A 16955-nucleotide genomic window follows, 5' to 3' on the forward strand; every position below is an offset into this window, starting at 1 on the left:
TGCCTCAGCGGAGCGCGAGCAGCGGCGAGATGCGGTCGGCCATGCGCCCGGCCGCCCCACGGTGCTGGCCGGCGAAGGCCACCGCACGCTCGGCGTACTGCGCACGCTCTTCGGCGCCCGACAGCGCCACCGCGCGCGCCACGCCTTCGGGCATGTCGGCCACGCGCAGCGCGGCGCCCGCCGCAATCGACAGCGCTGCTGCCTCGGCGAAATTGAAGGTGTGCGGGCCCATCACCACCGGGCAGCCGCATGCTGCGGCCTCGATCAGGTTCTGCCCCCCGAGCTGCGCGAAGCTGCCGCCGAGCAGGGCCACGTTGCTCATCCCGTAGTAGAGCGGCATCTCGCCCATGCTGTCGCCGAGCCACACGTCGGCCTGCCACGCCGAGTCGCCGGGTTCTTCCTGCCAACTGCTGCGCCGCGCGAGCGACAGCCCCTGCGCGGTGACGAGCCCGGCCACCTCGTCGAAACGCTGCGGGTGGCGCGGCACGATCAGCAGCAAGGGCCGCCGCACCGCGGGCAACGTGGTCCATGCCGCGAGGAGCATCGCCTCTTCGCCCTCGCGCGAGGCCGCCGCCATCACCACCGGCCGGCCGAGCCGCCCGGCCCAGGCCCGCCCGCGTGCGACGAGCGACGGGTCGGGTGTCATGTCGAACTTGAGGTTGCCGCACACCACCACCTCGCGCACGCCCGACTCGCGCAGGCGCACGGCGTCGTCTTCGGTCTGCGCAAGCGCGATGCGCAGCGTGGCAGCGGCCGGGTACATCACCGACGAGAGGCGCTGGCCCTGGCGGTGGCTCTTGGCGCTCAGGCGCGCGTTGGCCAGCACCATCGGCACGCCGGCGGCCTGTGCGGCATGCAGCAGGTTGGGCCAGATCTCGGTTTCCATCAGCACGCCCGCGACAGGCTTGAACTGCCGGAAGAAGCGCTGCACGACGCCCGGCGTGTCGTACGGCAGCCAGGCCTGCACGTCGCCTTCGCGCAGCAGCGCCTTGCCGGCCTCGCGGCCCGTGGCGGTGCTGTGGGTGAGCAGGAGCCGAAGCTGCGGGTGGCGCGCGCGCAGCGCATCGACCAGGGCCGCCGCCGCGCGTGTCTCGCCGAGCGACACCGCATGCACCCACAACGCACCGGCTTGCGCAGCACCCTGGTAGTCACCCAGCCGCTCGCCGATCGCGTGGCGATACAGCGGCTCGGCGCGGCCGCGCCACCACAGGCGCAACACATAGGCCGGCTTGAGCAGGCGCAGCAGGTTGGAGTAGAGGTGCCGCGCGAACATGCCGGCGCTCACCCGTGCTTGGCCCGGCGCACCACCTGCCAGGTCGCCCAGACGAGGTCAACTTCAGGCGTCGGGTCGCGCTCGAGCGCCACCTGGTGGTGATGGCCGTGGGCCGCGAGCGGCCCGGTGCGCCATGCGGTCGGGAAGTTGTAGAGCTGCACATGCGGCAGGTTGAGCGCCACGGCGATGTGGCTCAGGCCGCTGTCCACGCCGATCACGCCTTGCGCGGCGCCGAGCCGGTCGACCAGCGCATCGAGCGACATCTGCGGCCACACGCTCGCGTGCACGCCGATCGCCTGGGCGATGCGCTCGGCACGCGCGCGCTCGACCTCGCCCGCATGCGGCAGGGCCACCGAGAAGCCGGAAGCCGCCATGCGCTGGCCGAGCTCGATCCACGAGGCCTCGGGCCAGAGCTTGTCGTCGCGCGAGGTGCCGTGCACGAAGACCACCGTCGGCATGGGCAGCGCCGCGCCTTGCGCGAGCAGGCCGAAGTACGGCGAGCCGCTCACCTGGTAGTTGAGTGCGCGCGCCGCCAGCTCGCGCGAGCGGTCGAGCGCATGGATGCGCGGCGTGATCTCGATGGCCTGGTCGATCAGCCAGCGCACCGGCCACTCGTAGCCCGAGCCTTCGGTCTTGTTGGCCAGGCCGAAGCTCGGGCCCGGCGCCATGCGGGCAACGATGGCCGACTTGGTGAGGCCTTGCAGGTCGATCACCGCGTCATACCGCTCGGCGGTGAGCTTGCGCTTGAACTCGCGCCACTCGGCGCGCACGGTGCCCGTCCACCAGCGTTTGCGCCAGCGGCGCTGGGCGCACTCGATCACGTCGCCGATGCCCTGCACGCGGCGCACGAGCGGCGCGAAGGCCGGCTCGACCACCCAATCGATGCGCGCCCCGCTGTAGACGCCGCGGATGTCGTGCACCACCGGCATGGCGTGCACCACGTCCCCCAGCGACGACAGCTTGACGATCAGGACACGCAAGGGGACCGGTACAACCGATTAGTGGGCCGCGGCCGCGACCTGGGCGTCGGGCTTGGCGGCCTTGAGCGCCGCCATCATCTTGTCTTCGATGCGATGCAGCGCCTCCTGGGTGTGGCCTTCGAAGCGCAGCACCAGCACCGGGGTGGTGTTGGACGAGCGGATGAGGCCGAAGCCATCGTCGTAGTCGACGCGCAGGCCGTCGATGGTCACCACCTCGGCGCCGGGGAAGTCAGCGTTCTTCAGCAGCTTCTCCACCACCTGCCTGGGCTCGCCTTCGGCGCAGGGCACGTTGAGCTCGGGCGTGTTGAAGCTCGTCGGCAGGCCATTGAGCACGTCGCTCGGGTTCTTGCTCTTGGACAGGATCTCCAGCAGGCGCGCCGCGGTGTAGGTGGCGTCGTCGAAGCCGTACCAGCGCTCCGAGAAGAAGATGTGCCCGCTCATCTCGCCGGCGAGCGGCGCCTTGGTCTCCTTGAGCTTGGCCTTCACCAGCGAGTGGCCGGTCTTCCACATCAGCGGCTTGCCGCCGTGCTCGCGGATCACCGGCGCGAGCCGCTGCGTGCACTTCACGTCGTAGATGATGGTGGCGCCGGGGTTGCGCTCGAGCACGTCGATCGCAAACAGCATCAACTGGCGATCGGGGTAGATGATGTTGCCGTCCTTCGTGACGACGCCCAGGCGGTCGCCGTCGCCGTCGAACGCGAGGCCGATCTCGGCATCGCTCGTCTTCACGGCGTGGATCAGGTCGGCCAGGTTCTCCGGCTTGCTCGGGTCGGGGTGGTGGTTGGGGAAGTCGCCATCGACCTCGGAGTAGAGTTCGGTCACCTCGCAGCCCAGCGCGCGCAGGATGCCGGGGGCAGACGCCCCGGGGATGCCGTTGCCGCTGTCGACCACGATCTTCATCTTGCGCTTGAGCTTGCAGTCGCTCGTGATGCGGTGCTGGTACTCGGGGACGATGTCCATCCTGGCCGATCGGCCCTGGCCCTCCACATAGTCTTCCTTCTCGATGCGCGTGCGCAGGGCCTGGATCTCGTCACCGTAGATCGCACGACCGGCCAGCACCATCTTGAAGCCGTTGTAGTCCTTCGGGTTGTGGCTGCCGGTCACCTGGATGCCGGAGTTGCAGCCGTGCTGGCCGCGTGTGGCCGCCACGTAATAGAGCATCGGGGTCGTCACCGCGCCGAGGTCCACGACGTCGAGGCCGGTGGAGGTGAGGCCGCGGATCAATGCGGCCACGAGGCCCGGGCCCGAGAGGCGGCCATCGCGCCCAACTGCCACGGCCTTCTCGCCTGCTGCCACCGCCGCGCTGCCGAAGGCCTTGCCGAGGTGCTCCGCAAAACTTTCGTCGATCGTCTTGCCGACGATGCCGCGGATGTCATAGGCCTTGAAGTTCGACGCGGTGACTTGCATTGCGCTGGCTCTCCTGGAAAAGAAGGGGATTCTATAGACGGGTATCGCGGTAGAAGCACGCGGCGTTCCGCTGCTCAGCCATGCGGGCCCGCATGTCGCGGCCTCGCGCGTGGTGGTTTCTACCTGCACATTCGCAAGGCAGGCGGAACTTCATGCCGACGCGCCCCGGCGCGCCGGCCGCTCAGCGGCTCGCCCAGAACGCCCGGTGCACGGCCAGCGTTTCGTCGGCGATCTCCGCGACCGGCCCGATCACCTCGATGTCTTTCTGCCCCGCGGCCAGCACCTGCCGGCACGGCAGGTTCATCGTCGGGTTCTCGCCGTGGTTGCCGGTGGCGCCGAGCAGCGCTTCTTCTGTGATGCCGAAGACGATACGCCCGATGTTGGCCCAGTAGGCCGTGCCGGCACACATGCAGCACGGCTCGACCGAGGTGTAGAGCGTGCAGCCCCACAGGTACTCGGGCGTGAAGTTGGTGGCGGCGATGCGCGCGAGCGTCGACTCGGCGTGGTTCACCGTGTCGATGTTGCCTTGCTCGATGAGCACGGTGTCGTGGTCGGGCCCGACCAGCAGGGCACCGAAGGGGTGGTGGCCCAGTTGCAGCGCGCGTTGCGCCACCTCGTTGGCACGGCGCAGGTGGCGCAGGACCTGTGCAGGCGTCGGAGCGCCGGAAGAATGGATGCGTGTGTCGGTCATAAGGGTTCCCCATGCAGGTTGCGCGCCCGGCGCCGGCGTGGATGTGTCCGAAAACGGCCAGTCCGCAGGGGCCAGCCTCCCATAATGGCCCGCATGACGCTCGACCACGACGCTTCCTACCAGGTCTTCAAGGCCCGCGATGCCCGCTTCGACGGCCGGCTCTTCGTCGGCGTGACGTCGACCGGGATCTACTGCCGCCCGGTGTGCCGCGTGCGCACGCCACGCAAGGAGAACTGCCGCTTCTTCTCGACCCCGGCGCAGGCGGAGGCCGAAGCCTTCCGCCCCTGCATGAAGTGCCGCCCCGAGATGGCGCCCGGCCCGGGCCTCGCCTGGACGGTGATGGACGCGTCGCGCACCCTCGCCCGCCAGGCCGCGCAGTGGCTCGACGCGCGACTTGGCGAAGAAGACGCCCTGTCGATGTCGGCCCTGGCCGACCACCTCGGCGTGAGCGACCGCCACCTGCGCCGCATCTTCGCCGCCGAGCATGGCGTGACGCCGCTGCAATACCTGCAGACGCGCCGCCTGTTGCTCGCCAAGCAGCTCCTGACCGACACCCGCCTGCCGGTCGCGCAGGTCGCGCTCGCGAGCGGCTTTCGCAGCCTGCGCCGCTTCAATGCCGCCTTTGCCGACAGCTACCGCATGAGCCCGAGCCGCCTGCGGCACGACGCCGACGAGCAGGAGGCCCTGCCGGCCGACCAGGCCCTGAGCGTGAGCCTCGGCCACCGCTCGCCCTACGACACGGCCGCGATGCTGCGCTTCCTGTCGCTGCGCGCCATTCCCAACGTCGAGCATGTCGACGGCCTGTGCGTGCGGCGCAGCCTGCGTGCCGGTGCGCTCGCGCCCAGCGGCGGCTGGCTGCAGGCCGAGTTCGTGCTCGAGACCGACACCCGCGCGCCCCACGTGCGCCTGCAGTTCGCCCCGTCGCTTGCACCGCACAGCGCCCGCGTGGTGGCGGGCGTACGCCGCTGGCTCGACCTCGATGCCTCGCCCGCCACCATCGACGAAGCGCTCGCCGACCTCCCCGGCGGCCCGGGCCTGCGCTTGCCGGGCTGCGTCGACAGCTTCGAGATGGTGGTGCGCGCCGTGCTCGGCCAGCAGGTGACGGTGGCCGCGGCGCGCACGCTCGCCCGTCGCTTCGCCGACCGGTTCGGCGAGCCCATCGCCACGCCGTGGCCCGAGGTCACGCACACCTTCCCTTCGCCCGAGACCATCGCGTCGGCCCAGGTGGAGCAGATCGCCGAGCTCGGCATCATCCGCGCGCGGGCCGGCGCCATCCTCGCGCTGGCGCAGGCCTGGCCCGAGGCTGCGCGCCACCTGCATGAGAAGCGCGAGCCCGCCGCGCTGATCGAGATGCTGAAGCAGTTGCCCGGCATCGGCCCCTGGACGGCGCACTACATCGCCATGCGCGCCCTCTCGTGGCCCGATGCCTTCCCTCCCAACGACGTGGCCGTGCTCAACGCAATGAAGCCCCTCTTCGGCACCACCGCCCAACGCGACGCCGACGCCATTGCAGAACGCTGGCGGCCCTGGCGCTCCTACGCCGTGCTGCGCCTGTGGAATTCATTGGCCTGAACTCGCTCGCCTCAAAGGACACCCCCATGCCCATGCCTCGAAACATCACCGCCCACGCGGTGTACGACACCCCGCTCGGCAAGGTGCTCATCGCCCGCACCGAGGCGGGCCTCGCCGGCCTCTGGTTCGAATCGCAGAAATGGCACCCCGAGCCATTCAGCGCCCCCGAGCGCCCAGACGACCCGCTGCTGCGCGAAGCGGCGACACAGATCACCGACTACTTCGCCGGCCGGCGCACCCGGTTCGAGCTGCCGCTCGACCTGCACGGCAGCCCCTTCCAGCGCAGCGTGTGGCAGGCGCTGCGTGACATCGAGTGCGGCGCCACGAAGAGCTATGCCGACATCGCGCGCGGCATCGGCTCGCCCCTGGCCGTGCGCGCCGTGGGTGCCGCCATCGGCCGCAACCCGATCAGCGTGATCGTGCCCTGCCACCGCGTGCTGGGCAGCAGCGGCGAGCTGACCGGCTACGCTGGCGGGCTCGAGCGCAAGCGCGCATTGCTCGCCCTGGAAAACACACGACACGCTCCCCCACAAGGCACCTGATGAAGAAGACCGACCTGCTGGACCTGATCTCCCTCGCCGCGCTCTGGGGCGCCTCGTTCCTCTTCATGCGCCTGGGCGCGGCCGACTTCGGCCCGGCCGCCCTGGCCTTCGTGCGCGTGGCCGCGGCCAGCGCGCTGCTGCTGCCGCTGCTGGCCTACCGCGCGCAGATGCCGGCGCTGCGCCAGCACTGGCGCACGATCCTGATCGTGGGCCTCACCAACTCGGCCCTGCCCTTCCTGTGCTTCAACTACGCCGCGCTCACCATCAACGCCGGCCTGTCGGCGGTGTTCAACGCGACCACGCCGCTCTTCGGCGCCGTCTTCGCGTGGCTGTGGCTGAAGGATCGGCTCGACGCATCGCGCATCGCGGGCCTGCTGATCGGCTTCGGCGGCGTGCTCTGGCTCGTGTGGGACCGCGCAGGCCTCAGGCCCGCCGCAGGCGACAGCACCGGCGTGGCCCTCGCCGTGCTGGCCTGCCTGGCCGCCACCGTGCTCTACGGCTTCTCCGCCAGCTTCACCAAGCGCTACCTGACCGGCGTGCCGCCGATGGCGGTGGCTGCCGGCAGCCAGGCGGGCGCGGCGCTCTTCCTCGCCGTGCCGGCGCTCATCTGGTGGCCGGCGCAGATGCCGGGCGCCGCGGCGTGGGGTTACGCGCTGGTGCTCGCCGTGGCCTGCACCGCGCTCGCCTACCTGCTCTTCTTCCGTCTCATCGCCAACGTGGGCCCGGCCAACGCGATCTCGGTCACCTTCCTGATCCCGGTGTTCGCGGTCGTCTGGGGCGGCATCTTCCTCGGCGAGAAGATCGACCTGGCCATGGCGCTCGGCTGCGCCGTGATCCTGCTCGGCACCAGTTTGGTGACCGGCGTGCTGAAGCTGCCCAAACCGGCCGCCAAGGCGGCCTGAAATGCACGCTTCCGGTGCCGAAGAATTGAACGAAATGAAATAGCTGTCTTCTCCGTCCGATATCGCTCTTTACCGCAGCGGCCGCACGCCGATAGTGCCGGCTGACGGGTCAATTGCACGGAGAACACCATGAACAAACTCAGCATCAAGGCGCGGCTGATCGCACTGGTCAGCGTGCTGCTGGTCCTGTTGCTCATCTCGGCCGGCTCCACCATCTACCGCCTAAGCGAAAGCAACAAGCAGCTGGGCAGCGTCTACAACGACCGTGTGGTGCCGCTCAAGCAGCTCAAGGAGGTGGCCGACGGCTACTTCATCGGCATGGTCGACACCGCCCACAAGACGCGCGACGGCCTGATGAAGCCCGCCGACGGCCTGAAGGCCCTGGCCGACGCCCGCATCAGCATCGACCGGAACTGGAAGGCCTACATCGACACCGAGCTCGTCGACGAAGAGAAGAAGCTCATCGCCGTCACCGAGCCCGCGATGAAGGTGGCCGACGCCGCCGCCAAGCGGGTCGAGGAGTTCCTCACCAAGAACGACATCGAAGGCCTGCGCGCGTTCACCGCCAAGGAGATGTACCCCGCGGTCGACCCGGTCGGCGACGACCTCAACAAGCTGATCGCGGTGCAGCTCACGGTGGCGGAGCAGGAATACAAGAAGGCCCAGGCCGAGTATGAAGGCGTGTTCTGGCGCAACATCATGGTGAGCGTCCTGGCCGTGCTGCTGGCCGGCGGCTTCGCCTGGGCGCTGATCCGCCGCATCTCGCAAGGCATCGGCGAAGCGGTGCGCGTGGCGCAGACGGTTGCCTCCGGCGACCTCGGCTCGCGCATCGAGGTGAAGACACAGGACGAGACCGGCCAGCTGCTGGCCGCGCTCAAACACATGAACGAGAGCCTGGTCGGCGTGGTGACCCAGGTGCGTAACAGCGCCGATTCCATTGCCACCGGCTCGGCGCAGATCGCGGTGGGCAATGCCGACCTCAGCCAGCGCACCGAAGAACAGGCGAGCAACCTGCAGCAGACGGCCGCGTCGATGGAAGAGATCACCTCCACCGTGCAGCAGAGCGCCGACACCGCGCGCCAGGCGACCCAGCTCGCGAGCAGCGCCTCGGCCGTGGCCGCGCAGGGCGGCGTGGTGGTCGGCCAGGTCATCACCACGATGGACGCCATCACCGCCAGCTCGCGCAAGATCGCCGACATCATCAGCGTGATCGACGGCATAGCCTTCCAGACCAACATCCTCGCGCTGAACGCGGCCGTGGAAGCCGCCCGCGCCGGCGAGCAGGGCCGCGGCTTCGCGGTGGTGGCCGGCGAGGTGCGCACGCTGGCCCAGCGCAGCGCGCAGGCCGCCAAGGAGATCAAGAGCCTGATCGGCGAGAGCGTCGAGAAGGTGGAGAACGGCGCGCGCCTCGTCACCGAGGCCGGCCAGACGATGGACGACATCGTGACCCAGGTGAAGCGCGTCACCGACCTCATCGGCGAGATCAGCAGCGCAAGCCTGGAGCAGAGTGCCGGCATCGGCCAGATCGGCGACGCGGTGCAGCAGCTCGACCAGGTGACGCAGCAGAACGCCGCGCTGGTGGAAGAAAGCGCCGCTGCCGCCGAAAGCCTGAAGCACCAGGCCGCGACGCTCGCTCAGACGGTCGCCGTCTTCAAGCTCAGCTGACCGTCGACTTCGCCAGCAGCCGCTTGAGGTCGGCCGTGAAGCGGTCGAAGTCGAGCGGCTTGGTCCAGTAGTCGAAGGCGCCGCCGTCTCGGGCCAGCGCCACCTCGTCCGGCATGGCGCTGGCCGACAGCGCCACGACGCGCAGGCCGCTCGTCAGAGGATGCGCGCGCAGCTCTTCCAGCACCTCCGGCCCGCTCATGTCGGGCAGGCGCATGTCGAGCAGCACGAGGTCGGGCTGCAGCGCCTGCGCCAGCTCGATGCCCTTCTCGCCCGTCTCGGCCTGCAAGAGTCGGATGCCCGGCCAGCGCAGCAGCAGCTGCTCCACCAGCAAGAGGTTGATCGGGTTGTCTTCGATGTAGAGCACCGTGCCTTCGGGCGCGTCCTCGTCGGCATCGCCCGGCGTCGAGCCCGCCGGCACCCGCGGGCCCATGGGCTGGGCCGAGTCGGCTCGCCTGAGCGTCACGTGCACCGTGGTGCCGTGGCCCTCTTCGCTTTCCACCTCGAGCTCGCCGTCCATCAGCGTGAGCAGCTGGCGCGTGAGCACGAGGCCGATGCCGGTGCCTTCGATCTCGCTGTATTCGCGGCCGAGGCGGTTGAAGGGCTCGAACAGGCTGTCGAGCTGCTCCTGCGTCATGCCGATGCCGGTGTCGGCCACCGACACGCCCACACGCAGCCCCGTGCGCTCGACCTCCACGCTCACCACACCGCCCGCCCGGTTGTACTTGATGGCGTTGCTCATCAGGTTGACCAGCACCTGGCGCAGCCGCACCGGGTCGGCCATCACGAACGCCGGCCCCTCGCCGTGGTGGTGGCTCAGCTGGATGCCGGCGCGCTCGGCCTGCGGACGCACGAGCTCGCTCACCTCGTCGAGCAGCGCCAGCAGGTCGACCCCGCGCGACTCCACCCGCAGGTGGCCCGACTCGATGCGCGACACGTCGAGCACGTCGTTCACCAGCGCCAGCAGGTGCCAGCCGGCCTGCCGGATGGCCTCGACCTGCTCGCGCTGGCGCGGCGTGAGCGGCTCGGCCGCGTTGGACTGCAGGAGCTGCGAGAAGCCCAGCACCGCGTTGAGCGGCGTGCGCAGCTCGTGGCTCATGCGCGAGAGGAAATCGGTCTTGGCGCGGCTGTGGGTCTCGGCGTCGCGCTGCGCCTGCTCGGCACGTTCGCGGCGCTTGCGCTCGGTGATGTCGAGGCTCACCGCCAGCGCACAGGGCTCGCCCCGGTAGTCGATGAGCGCGGCATTGGTGAGGAGGTCCAGCACCTCGCCGTGGGCGTTGCGCACCTGCGCCTCGAAGTTGCGCACCGAACGGTGGGCGTCGAGCCGCGCGAAGAACTTCTCGCGCTCGGCCGGGTTGAACCCGATCTTCAGCTCCGCCGTGGTGCGGCCCACCATCATCTCGGGCGCCATGCCGTAGCGTTCGCCTGCCGCGGTGTTGGCCAGCACCAGCCGCCCGGTGCGGCGCGACGCAAGCGTGATCGACACCGGCATCACGTTGAAGATCTGCTGCACCCGCTCGTAGCCCGCCTCGATCTCGCGCTCGGCGGCGGCGTGCGCGGCGTCGCGGTCGATGTTGTCGAGCGCGAACGACAGGTCCCGCGTCATCTCTTCGAGCAGCGCGAGGCGGGCCGCGTCGAAGAAGCCCACTTCGCCGACGTACAGGCCCAGGGCGGCCACGACGGTGCCGCCGCGGCGCACCGGGAAGGCGGCCATGGCGCGCACGCCGTGCTCGTGGGCCCGCGAGCGGAAGCGCGCCAGCCGCACGTCGCGCGCGAAGTCGTTGCAGACGTCGACCCGCCCATGACGCAGCGCGATCGCCACCGGCCCGTCGCGCCCCGGGGGATCGAGCTTGAGCTCCAGGCCGGCCATCATGGTCTCGGCAGGCCCCGCCGACGCGGTGATGCGGAAGCGGTCGGCGCCGTCGGGCAGCATCAGCATCGCCACGCGTGCGAGCCGGCTCTCCACGCAGATGCGGCAGATCTCGCTGAACATCTGCGCCTCGTCGCGCACGCGCACGATCATCTGGTTGGTGCGCGACAGGGCCGAGTAGCACAGCGACAGGCGCTCGGCTTCGAGTTCACCCTGGCGCCGCTCGCGGGCGTAGCCCACGGCCACCAGCGAGGCGATGCTGATGCCTGCCACGGTGGCGAGGCCCAGCAGTGCGACGAAGGCCCACAACGCGGCGTCATAGGCTCCGCGGCCGGCCTTGGCCGCGGCCTGGGCTTCGTCCGCCTGCAGGGCCATCAGTTCGCCGAGCACATTGCCCATGGGCTGGATGGTGGCCTGCAGCTCGGCGGCGCTCGGCCGCTCGGTGCCGTGCGCCACGGCCAGGGCAAAGCGATCGAGCAGCTTCTCCGACGCGTCAAGCAGCGGTTCGGCCCGCGCGATCAGCAGCTTCTCCCGCGGCACGAGGTAGGTGGCCTTGTAGCGCAGCCACTCTTCACGCGCCTCGCGGCGCGCGGTGTGGAGCATGCCGAGCGCCTGGTCGCTGCCGAGGCTGCCGTCGCGCAGGTCGCGCGCCACGCGGGGCAGGTCGACCACATAGGTGTCGAACACCTTGCGCAGCTGGAACAGCGGCAGCACGCGGTCGTCGTAGACGCTCTGCACCGACAGGCTCACGCCTCTCAGCTGGACCAGCGCATACCCCGCCGCGATCGCCATGAGCGCCAGCAGCAAGGCGAGCAGCATCGCCAGCCGCCAGCGTATTCCACCAAGGCTTGTGTTCACCTGGACGTTCCTTCCCCTGCGCGGAGCGTGAACCTGCACGGCCCAGGCGTCAACCGGGTGCAACGGCAGAATGCCGCATCCTGATCACACGATTGCCCATGATCGACCTCGACGCCTACCTGCGGCGCCTGGACTACCGCGGCCCGCGTGAGCCGGGTGTCGCGTTGCTGCGCACACTCTGCGCGAGCCAGCCGGCCCACATCCCCTACGAAAACATCGACCCGCTGCTGGGCACGCCGCCGTCGCTCGAGCCCGCGGCGGTGACGGAGAAGCTCCTGCACGCCCGGCGCGGAGGCTATTGCTTCGAGCAGAACCTCCTGCTCAAGCTGGCGCTGGAAGCCTTGGGCTTCGAGGTGGAGGCGCTGGCCGCGCGCGTGGTGTGGATGCGCCCGGCCGATGCGCCCTTGCGCCCGCGCAGCCACATGCTGCTGAAGGTGGCGGTGCCGCAAGGCCAAGGCACCGACACCTACATCGCCGATGCCGGCTTCGGCGGCAACCTGATGGACACGCCGCTGCCCCTCGTCGCCGACGAGCCCCAGCGCACGCCGCATGCGACGCTGCGCTTCACGCTCGATGGCGAGCTCTACACCGCCGAGACGCGCCTGCCCGCCGGCTGGACGCCGATGTACCGCTTCACGCTCGAGCCGCATGCCGCGGCCGACTACGAGCCGCTGAACTGGTTCACGGCCACGCACCCCAGCTCGATCTTCTGCCACAACCTGCTGATGGAGCGGGTGACGCCCGAGCTGCGCGTGGGCCTCTTCAACGACCGGCTGGTGCAGCGCCGCCCGGACGTGCCGCCGGTGACCACGCGCCTGAACTCACAACCGGAGTTCGACGCTGCGCTGGAGCAGCACTTCCAACTGGAGCTGGCCACCGAGCAGCGCTCGGCGCTGTGGGCCAAGCTGCCCAAGGGCCTGGATCAGTTCGTCACGCCCTGAGCCTTGCGCACCCGCAGGAACAGCCACCACGCGATGCCGAGGTTGAGCAGGTTCCACGCGATGCCGTTGAGGAAAGCGGCGTGGTACGAGCCGGTGAGGTCGTACACCTTGCCCGACATCCAGCCGCCGAGCGCCATGCCCAGCAGCGTGCACATCAGCACCGCACCCACCCGCGAGCCGGCTTCCTTGGGCGGGAAATGCTCGCGCACGATGATCGCGTAAGACGGCACGATGCCGCCCTGGAAGAGCCCGAAGAGCCCCGAGATCACGAAGAGCGGCACAAGGCCGTCGAAGGGCAGGAAGAGCAGCAAGGCCACGCCCTGCAGCGTGGAGCCCAGCAGCAGCGTGCGCAAGCCCCCGATGTGGTCGCAGATCCAGCCCGACACCAGCCGGCTCACGATGCCCAGGCCCAGCATCAGCGACAGCATCTGCGCACCCCGCGCCGCGCCGTAGCCGAGGTCGCCGCAGTAGGCCACGATGTGCACCTGCGGCATCGACATCGCCACGCAGCACGACACGCCGGCCACGCACAGCAGCAGCTGGGCCTTGTTCATCGAGAGGCCGAAGGGCCGCTCGCTCGCCACCACCGCCCCGCCCGGCACGGCCGACACCTGCGCCATGGGCGGCCGCGGGCGCAGCATCAGCGCGATGAAGGGCATGGTCAGCACGCAGAAGGCGCCGATGCCGAAATAGGTGTGGCGCCAGCCCACCAGTTCGTTGAAGTGCTGCACCACCGGCGGCCAGATGGCGCCCGCCAGGTAGTTGCCGCTGGCGCAGATGGCCACCGCCGTGCCGCGCCGCTTCACGAACCAGAGCGAGGCATCGGCCACCAGCGGTGAAAAGGTGGCCGAACTGCCGAGCAGGCCCAGCAGCACCCCGTGCGCCAGCGCGAAGACCCACACATTGGGCGCGAGGCCGGCCGCGAGGTAGCCGAGGCCGAGGCCCGCGCTGCCGATCAGCACCGGCACCATCACCCCGTAGCGGTCGGCCAGCCGGCCCATCAGCATGCCGCCGACGCCGAAGCCGATGAGCAGCGCCGTGTACGGCAGCGAGGCATCGGCCCGCGCCACGCCGAATTCCGCCTGCACCGAGGGCAGCACCACCGCCACCAGGTACATGCCGCCGCTGCCGATGGTCATCAGCGCCAGGGACGCCATCAAGCGTATCCAGGCGTATCTCGAATCAGGAACTGCTGCTGTCATGCCGATATAAGAACTGAAGTGGAGTATCGAAGCCGGCAACACTTCGCATCTACGAGGGCAGCCGCCTATGGGAGCTGCACTGGTTTGGTGATGTAATGGAGCGGCCCGCTGGCCTTTGCCCGCGCGCCACAGCCCAGGGCCCTTCAAGCCCTAGAGACACAGGTCTTCATGCCCGTCGTTGCAGTCGTCAATCGGAAAGGTGGAAGCGGCAAGAGCACGCTGGCCACCCATCTGGCCGCTCACCTGGCGCACGCGGGCGTCCCGGTCATGCTGGGCGACGTGGACAAGCAGCAGTCCACCCAGGCCTGGTTGCGGCTGCGCAGCAAGCAGCCCGTCACGAACAAGGTGCCCATCGTCGGCTGGACGGTCGATGCCCGCAGCGTGCTGCGCTCCCCGCCCGGCGTGACGCACGTGATCCTCGACACCCCCGGCGGCCTGCGCGGCTTCGACCTCGCCCGCGTGGTGATGTTTGCCGACGCGATCGTGATGCCGGTGTGCAACTCGGTCTTCGACCGCGAATCGGCCGCCGACTGCTTCGCCGAGCTGATGACGCTCCCCCGCGTGGCCACCGGCAAGTGCAAGGTGGCCGCCGTCGGCATGCGGCTGGACGCTCGCACCAAGGCCGACGAGACCCTGCGCGAATGGGCCGGCAAGCACGAGATCCCCTTCATCGGCGTGCTGCGCGAGACCCAGGGCTACGTGCGCTGCGTCGAGCAGGGCCTGACCCTTTTCGACCTGCCCCCGTCCAAGGTGGAATCCGACCTGGCCCAGTGGCAGCCCATCCTCCAGTGGCTGCACCCGGTGCTGCACCCGAAGCCCGTGCCGGCGCCGGTGAGCCGGCCGATCGACGTGGCCGCCGCCTCGTCCACCAGCACCAACGCCAACGCCAGCGCCCGCGCCGACAGCCTGAGGCCCGCCCAGTCGACGCTGCCCGCGGCGCAACAAGCCGTCGCCCCGCGACCGCCGGCGCCACGGCTCCAGCCCGCCAAGCCGGCCCTGCCGCAGCCGCCTGCGGCCGAAGCCGCGCCCGCCCGCACCGGCATGGCCGACCGCGTGGGCAACTGGCTCGGGAGCTGGGGCGTCAGCCGCCTCCTGCAGCGCTGACGATCGTGTGCGACAGCGCGTCCAGGTCGAAGGGCTTGGCCAGGCGCGGCACGTCCGGTGGCAGTGAGGTCGACAGGTCCGCGTAACCCGTCGCCAGGATGGCCGGCAAGCCCGGCTTCACCAGCCGCGCCGCCTCGATGAGCTGCGCACCCGTCATCTGCGGCATCGCCTGGTCAGTGACCAGCAGGTCGATCGAGCCGTCTCGGGCCAGCATGGCCAGCGCCTCCTTGGCCGAAGGCGCCTCCCGCACCGTGTGGCCGAGCTCCTGCAGCATGGCGACCGTGTTCATCAGCACCAGCGCATCGTCGTCGACTGCCAGCACCGTGAGCGGCCCGGTGGAAGCGGCGGGCAGGCTCGGAGGCGCAGCCTGCGCCGGCGGGGGGACCTCCGACGCTGCAGGCGCCACCGGCAGCCACAGCTCGGCGGTCGTGCCCTGCCCCTTGGCGCTCTTGAGTTCGAGCCAGCCGCCCGACTGCGCGGCCAGGCCCTCCACCATCGAGAGGCCCAGCCCCGTGCCCTTGCCCACGCCCTTGGTGGTGTAGAAGGGCTCGGTCGCCCGGGCGAGCGTCTCTTCGTCCATGCCCTCGCCCTGGTCCTGCAGCGACAGGCGCACATAGCGCTGGGCTGATGGCCTGGCCTTGCCGGGCGGGGCCACGTCTTCGCGCGCGGCGATCGTGATCACGCCGCCGTGCGGCATGGCATCGCGCGAGTTCACGGCCAGGTTGAGCAGCGCCAGCTCGAGCTGGTTGGCGTCGACCAGCACCGGCGAGAGCCCTTCGGCGAACCGCGTCTCGATGCCCACCCCCGGCCCGAGCGAGCTCTGCAGCAGGCCGGCCATGCCCTCCACCAGCTCCGGCACGTTCACCGCCGCGGGCTTCAGCTGCTGGCGGCGTGCGAAGGCCAGCATGCGCTGCGTCAGCTCGGCACCGCGCTTCGCGCCGCGCACCGCGTTGTCGAGCAGCGCCTGCGTCTTCGGGTCTTCGGGAATGCGCTTGCGGATGAGCGCGAGGCTGGCCAGCACCGCCATCAGCAGGTTGTTGAAGTCGTGCGCCACGCCCCCAGTGAGCTGGCCGATCGCATCCATCTTCTGCGACTGGAAGAAGGCCTCGCGCGCGATCTCGAGCTGGTGCTGGGCCTCGCGCTTCTCGGTCACGTCGCGCGTGACCTTGGCAAAACCGAGCAGCTGGCCCTCGGGGCCGTTGATGCGGTCGACCACCACGTTGGCCCAGAAGCGGGTGCCGTCCTTGCGCACGCGCCAGCCTTCGCCCTCGAAGCGCCCTTCGCGCGCGGCCGTCTGCAGCGTGATGGCCGGCCGGTCGCGCGCTCGGTCTTCCGCCGTGTAGAAGCGCGAGAAGTGCACGCCGATGATCTCTTCCGGTGCGTAGCCCTTGATGCGCTGCGCGCCCAGGTTCCAGCTCGACACGCGGCCCTGCGCGTCGAGCATGTAGATCGCGTAGTCGGTGACGCTCTGCACCAGGAGGTTGAACTGGTCTTCGCTGCGCTTGAGCAGCTCGGCCGCCGCCTTGCGCTCGCTCAGGTCGCGCGTGATCTTGGCAAAGCCCAGCAGGTCGTCCGTGCCCGGCGAGCGGATCGGGTCGATGACCACATGCGCCCAGAAGCGCGTGCCGTCCTTGCGCAGGCGCCAGCCCTCGCCTTCGAAGCGCCCTTCGCGCACCGCGGTGGCCAGCGCCTTCTGCGGCAGGCCGACCTCACGGTCCTCGTCGACGTAGAAGCGGGAGAAATGCTGGCCGACGATCTCGGCCTCGGTGTAGCCCTTGAAGCGGTGGGCGCCGCTGTTCCAGCTCGACACGATGCCGTCGGCATCCAGCATGTAGATGGCGTAGTCGGTGACCGAATCGACCAGCAGCCGATAGCGGCTCTCGTCCATCAGCGTCCACGTGCGGGGCAGTTGTGCATGGCCGGATTATTCGTGCGGCCCCAATTCCGCGGG

13 protein-coding genes are annotated in these 16955 nt (G+C 70.0%); 6 read left to right on the top strand and 7 right to left on the bottom strand.

Annotated elements, in window-relative coordinates:
• Window positions 1–4 precede the first annotated feature (4 nt).
• The 4 genes from JI745_RS05490 to JI745_RS05505 form a co-directional block, all read right to left on the bottom strand.
• On the bottom strand, window positions 5–1273 hold the full coding sequence (locus JI745_RS05490) for a 3-deoxy-D-manno-octulosonic acid transferase (RefSeq protein WP_201804443.1): 1269 nt from the start codon (window positions 1271–1273) through the stop codon (window positions 5–7).
• A gap of 8 nt (window positions 1274–1281) precedes the next feature.
• The gene (gene waaC / locus JI745_RS05495) at window positions 1282–2253 is read right to left on the bottom strand and encodes a lipopolysaccharide heptosyltransferase I (protein WP_201804445.1); all 972 of its coding nucleotides are present in this window, start codon (window positions 2251–2253) and stop codon (window positions 1282–1284) included.
• Window positions 2254–2271: 18 nt separating this feature from the next.
• Entirely contained in the window at window positions 2272–3660 is a 1389-nt protein-coding gene (locus JI745_RS05500; protein WP_201804446.1) for a phosphomannomutase/phosphoglucomutase, read from the bottom strand.
• Between the two features lie 181 nt (window positions 3661–3841).
• On the bottom strand, window positions 3842–4351 hold the full coding sequence (locus tag JI745_RS05505; protein WP_201804447.1) for a nucleoside deaminase: 510 nt from the start codon (window positions 4349–4351) through the stop codon (window positions 3842–3844).
• Between the two features lie 93 nt (window positions 4352–4444).
• Here JI745_RS05505 and JI745_RS05510 point away from each other — a divergent pair, with 93 nt between their 5' ends.
• The 4 genes from JI745_RS05510 to JI745_RS05525 all read left to right on the top strand — a co-directional run bounded on the left by JI745_RS05510 (window position 4445) and on the right by JI745_RS05525 (window position 9032).
• Complete coding sequence (locus JI745_RS05510; RefSeq protein ID WP_236674912.1) at window positions 4445–5923, top strand: DNA-3-methyladenine glycosylase 2 family protein; 1479 nt, start codon at window positions 4445–4447, stop codon at window positions 5921–5923.
• A gap of 26 nt (window positions 5924–5949) precedes the next feature.
• Window positions 5950–6465: a methylated-DNA--[protein]-cysteine S-methyltransferase gene (locus tag JI745_RS05515; protein WP_201804449.1), complete on the top strand. Its 516-nt coding sequence runs from the start codon at window positions 5950–5952 to the stop codon at window positions 6463–6465.
• Entirely contained in the window at window positions 6465–7367 is a 903-nt protein-coding gene (locus tag JI745_RS05520; RefSeq protein ID WP_201804450.1) for a DMT family transporter, read from the top strand. The genes JI745_RS05515 and JI745_RS05520 overlap by 1 nt, the downstream gene beginning before the upstream one ends.
• Window positions 7368–7496: 129 nt before the next feature.
• The gene (locus JI745_RS05525; protein ID WP_201804453.1) at window positions 7497–9032 is read left to right on the top strand and encodes a methyl-accepting chemotaxis protein; all 1536 of its coding nucleotides are present in this window, start codon (window positions 7497–7499) and stop codon (window positions 9030–9032) included.
• On the opposite strand, the gene JI745_RS05530 is transcribed toward JI745_RS05525, so the two are convergent.
• A complete protein-coding gene (locus tag JI745_RS05530; protein WP_201804455.1) occupies window positions 9025–11757 on the bottom strand; it encodes an ATP-binding protein in 2733 nt (910 codons plus the stop codon). The genes JI745_RS05525 and JI745_RS05530 overlap by 8 nt on opposite strands.
• Before the next feature lie 98 nt (window positions 11758–11855).
• Between JI745_RS05530 and JI745_RS05535 the strand changes: the two genes are divergently transcribed.
• Window positions 11856–12698, top strand: a complete 843-nt coding sequence (locus JI745_RS05535) for an arylamine N-acetyltransferase (protein WP_201804456.1) — start codon at window positions 11856–11858, stop codon at window positions 12696–12698.
• Here the strand turns inward: JI745_RS05535 and JI745_RS05540 are convergent.
• Window positions 12680–13855, bottom strand: coding sequence for an MFS transporter (locus JI745_RS05540; protein ID WP_201804458.1), 1176 nt, complete (start codon window positions 13853–13855; stop codon window positions 12680–12682). The genes JI745_RS05535 and JI745_RS05540 overlap by 19 nt on opposite strands.
• A 213-nt stretch (window positions 13856–14068) precedes the next feature.
• Here JI745_RS05540 and JI745_RS05545 point away from each other — a divergent pair, with 213 nt between their 5' ends.
• Window positions 14069–15004 carry a ParA family protein gene (locus JI745_RS05545; RefSeq protein ID WP_201804459.1) on the top strand — a complete coding sequence of 312 codons (936 nt, stop codon included), beginning with the start codon at window positions 14069–14071 and terminating at the stop codon, window positions 15002–15004.
• Here the strand turns inward: JI745_RS05545 and JI745_RS05550 are convergent.
• Complete coding sequence (locus tag JI745_RS05550; protein WP_201804466.1) at window positions 14982–16892, bottom strand: PAS domain-containing sensor histidine kinase; 1911 nt, start codon at window positions 16890–16892, stop codon at window positions 14982–14984. The genes JI745_RS05545 and JI745_RS05550 overlap by 23 nt on opposite strands.
• Window positions 16893–16955: the final 63 nt, after the last annotated feature.

The sequence above is a fragment of the Piscinibacter sp. HJYY11 genome (assembly GCF_016735515.1).
Lineage (GTDB): Bacteria > Pseudomonadota > Gammaproteobacteria > Burkholderiales > Burkholderiaceae_C > Rhizobacter.

What these genes read in the sequence shown, in the direction of transcription:
- JI745_RS05550 (WP_201804466.1), bottom strand. Translation starts at nt 16,892, where the DNA reads ATGGACGAGAGCCGCTATCGGCTGCTGGTCGATTCGGTCACCGACTAC.
- JI745_RS05545 (WP_201804459.1), top strand. Translation starts at nt 14,069, where the DNA reads ATGCCCGTCGTTGCAGTCGTCAATCGGAAAGGTGGAAGCGGCAAGAGC.
- JI745_RS05490 (WP_201804443.1), bottom strand. Translation starts at nt 1,273, where the DNA reads ATGTTCGCGCGGCACCTCTACTCCAACCTGCTGCGCCTGCTCAAGCCG.
- JI745_RS05525 (WP_201804453.1), top strand. Translation starts at nt 7,497, where the DNA reads ATGAACAAACTCAGCATCAAGGCGCGGCTGATCGCACTGGTCAGCGTG.
- JI745_RS05515 (WP_201804449.1), top strand. Translation starts at nt 5,950, where the DNA reads ATGCCCATGCCTCGAAACATCACCGCCCACGCGGTGTACGACACCCCG.
- JI745_RS05510 (WP_236674912.1), top strand. Translation starts at nt 4,445, where the DNA reads ATGACGCTCGACCACGACGCTTCCTACCAGGTCTTCAAGGCCCGCGAT.
- JI745_RS05520 (WP_201804450.1), top strand. Translation starts at nt 6,465, where the DNA reads ATGAAGAAGACCGACCTGCTGGACCTGATCTCCCTCGCCGCGCTCTGG.
- JI745_RS05540 (WP_201804458.1), bottom strand. Translation starts at nt 13,855, where the DNA reads ATGGCGTCCCTGGCGCTGATGACCATCGGCAGCGGCGGCATGTACCTG.
- JI745_RS05505 (WP_201804447.1), bottom strand. Translation starts at nt 4,351, where the DNA reads ATGACCGACACACGCATCCATTCTTCCGGCGCTCCGACGCCTGCACAG.
- JI745_RS05535 (WP_201804456.1), top strand. Translation starts at nt 11,856, where the DNA reads ATGATCGACCTCGACGCCTACCTGCGGCGCCTGGACTACCGCGGCCCG.
- JI745_RS05500 (WP_201804446.1), bottom strand. Translation starts at nt 3,660, where the DNA reads ATGCAAGTCACCGCGTCGAACTTCAAGGCCTATGACATCCGCGGCATC.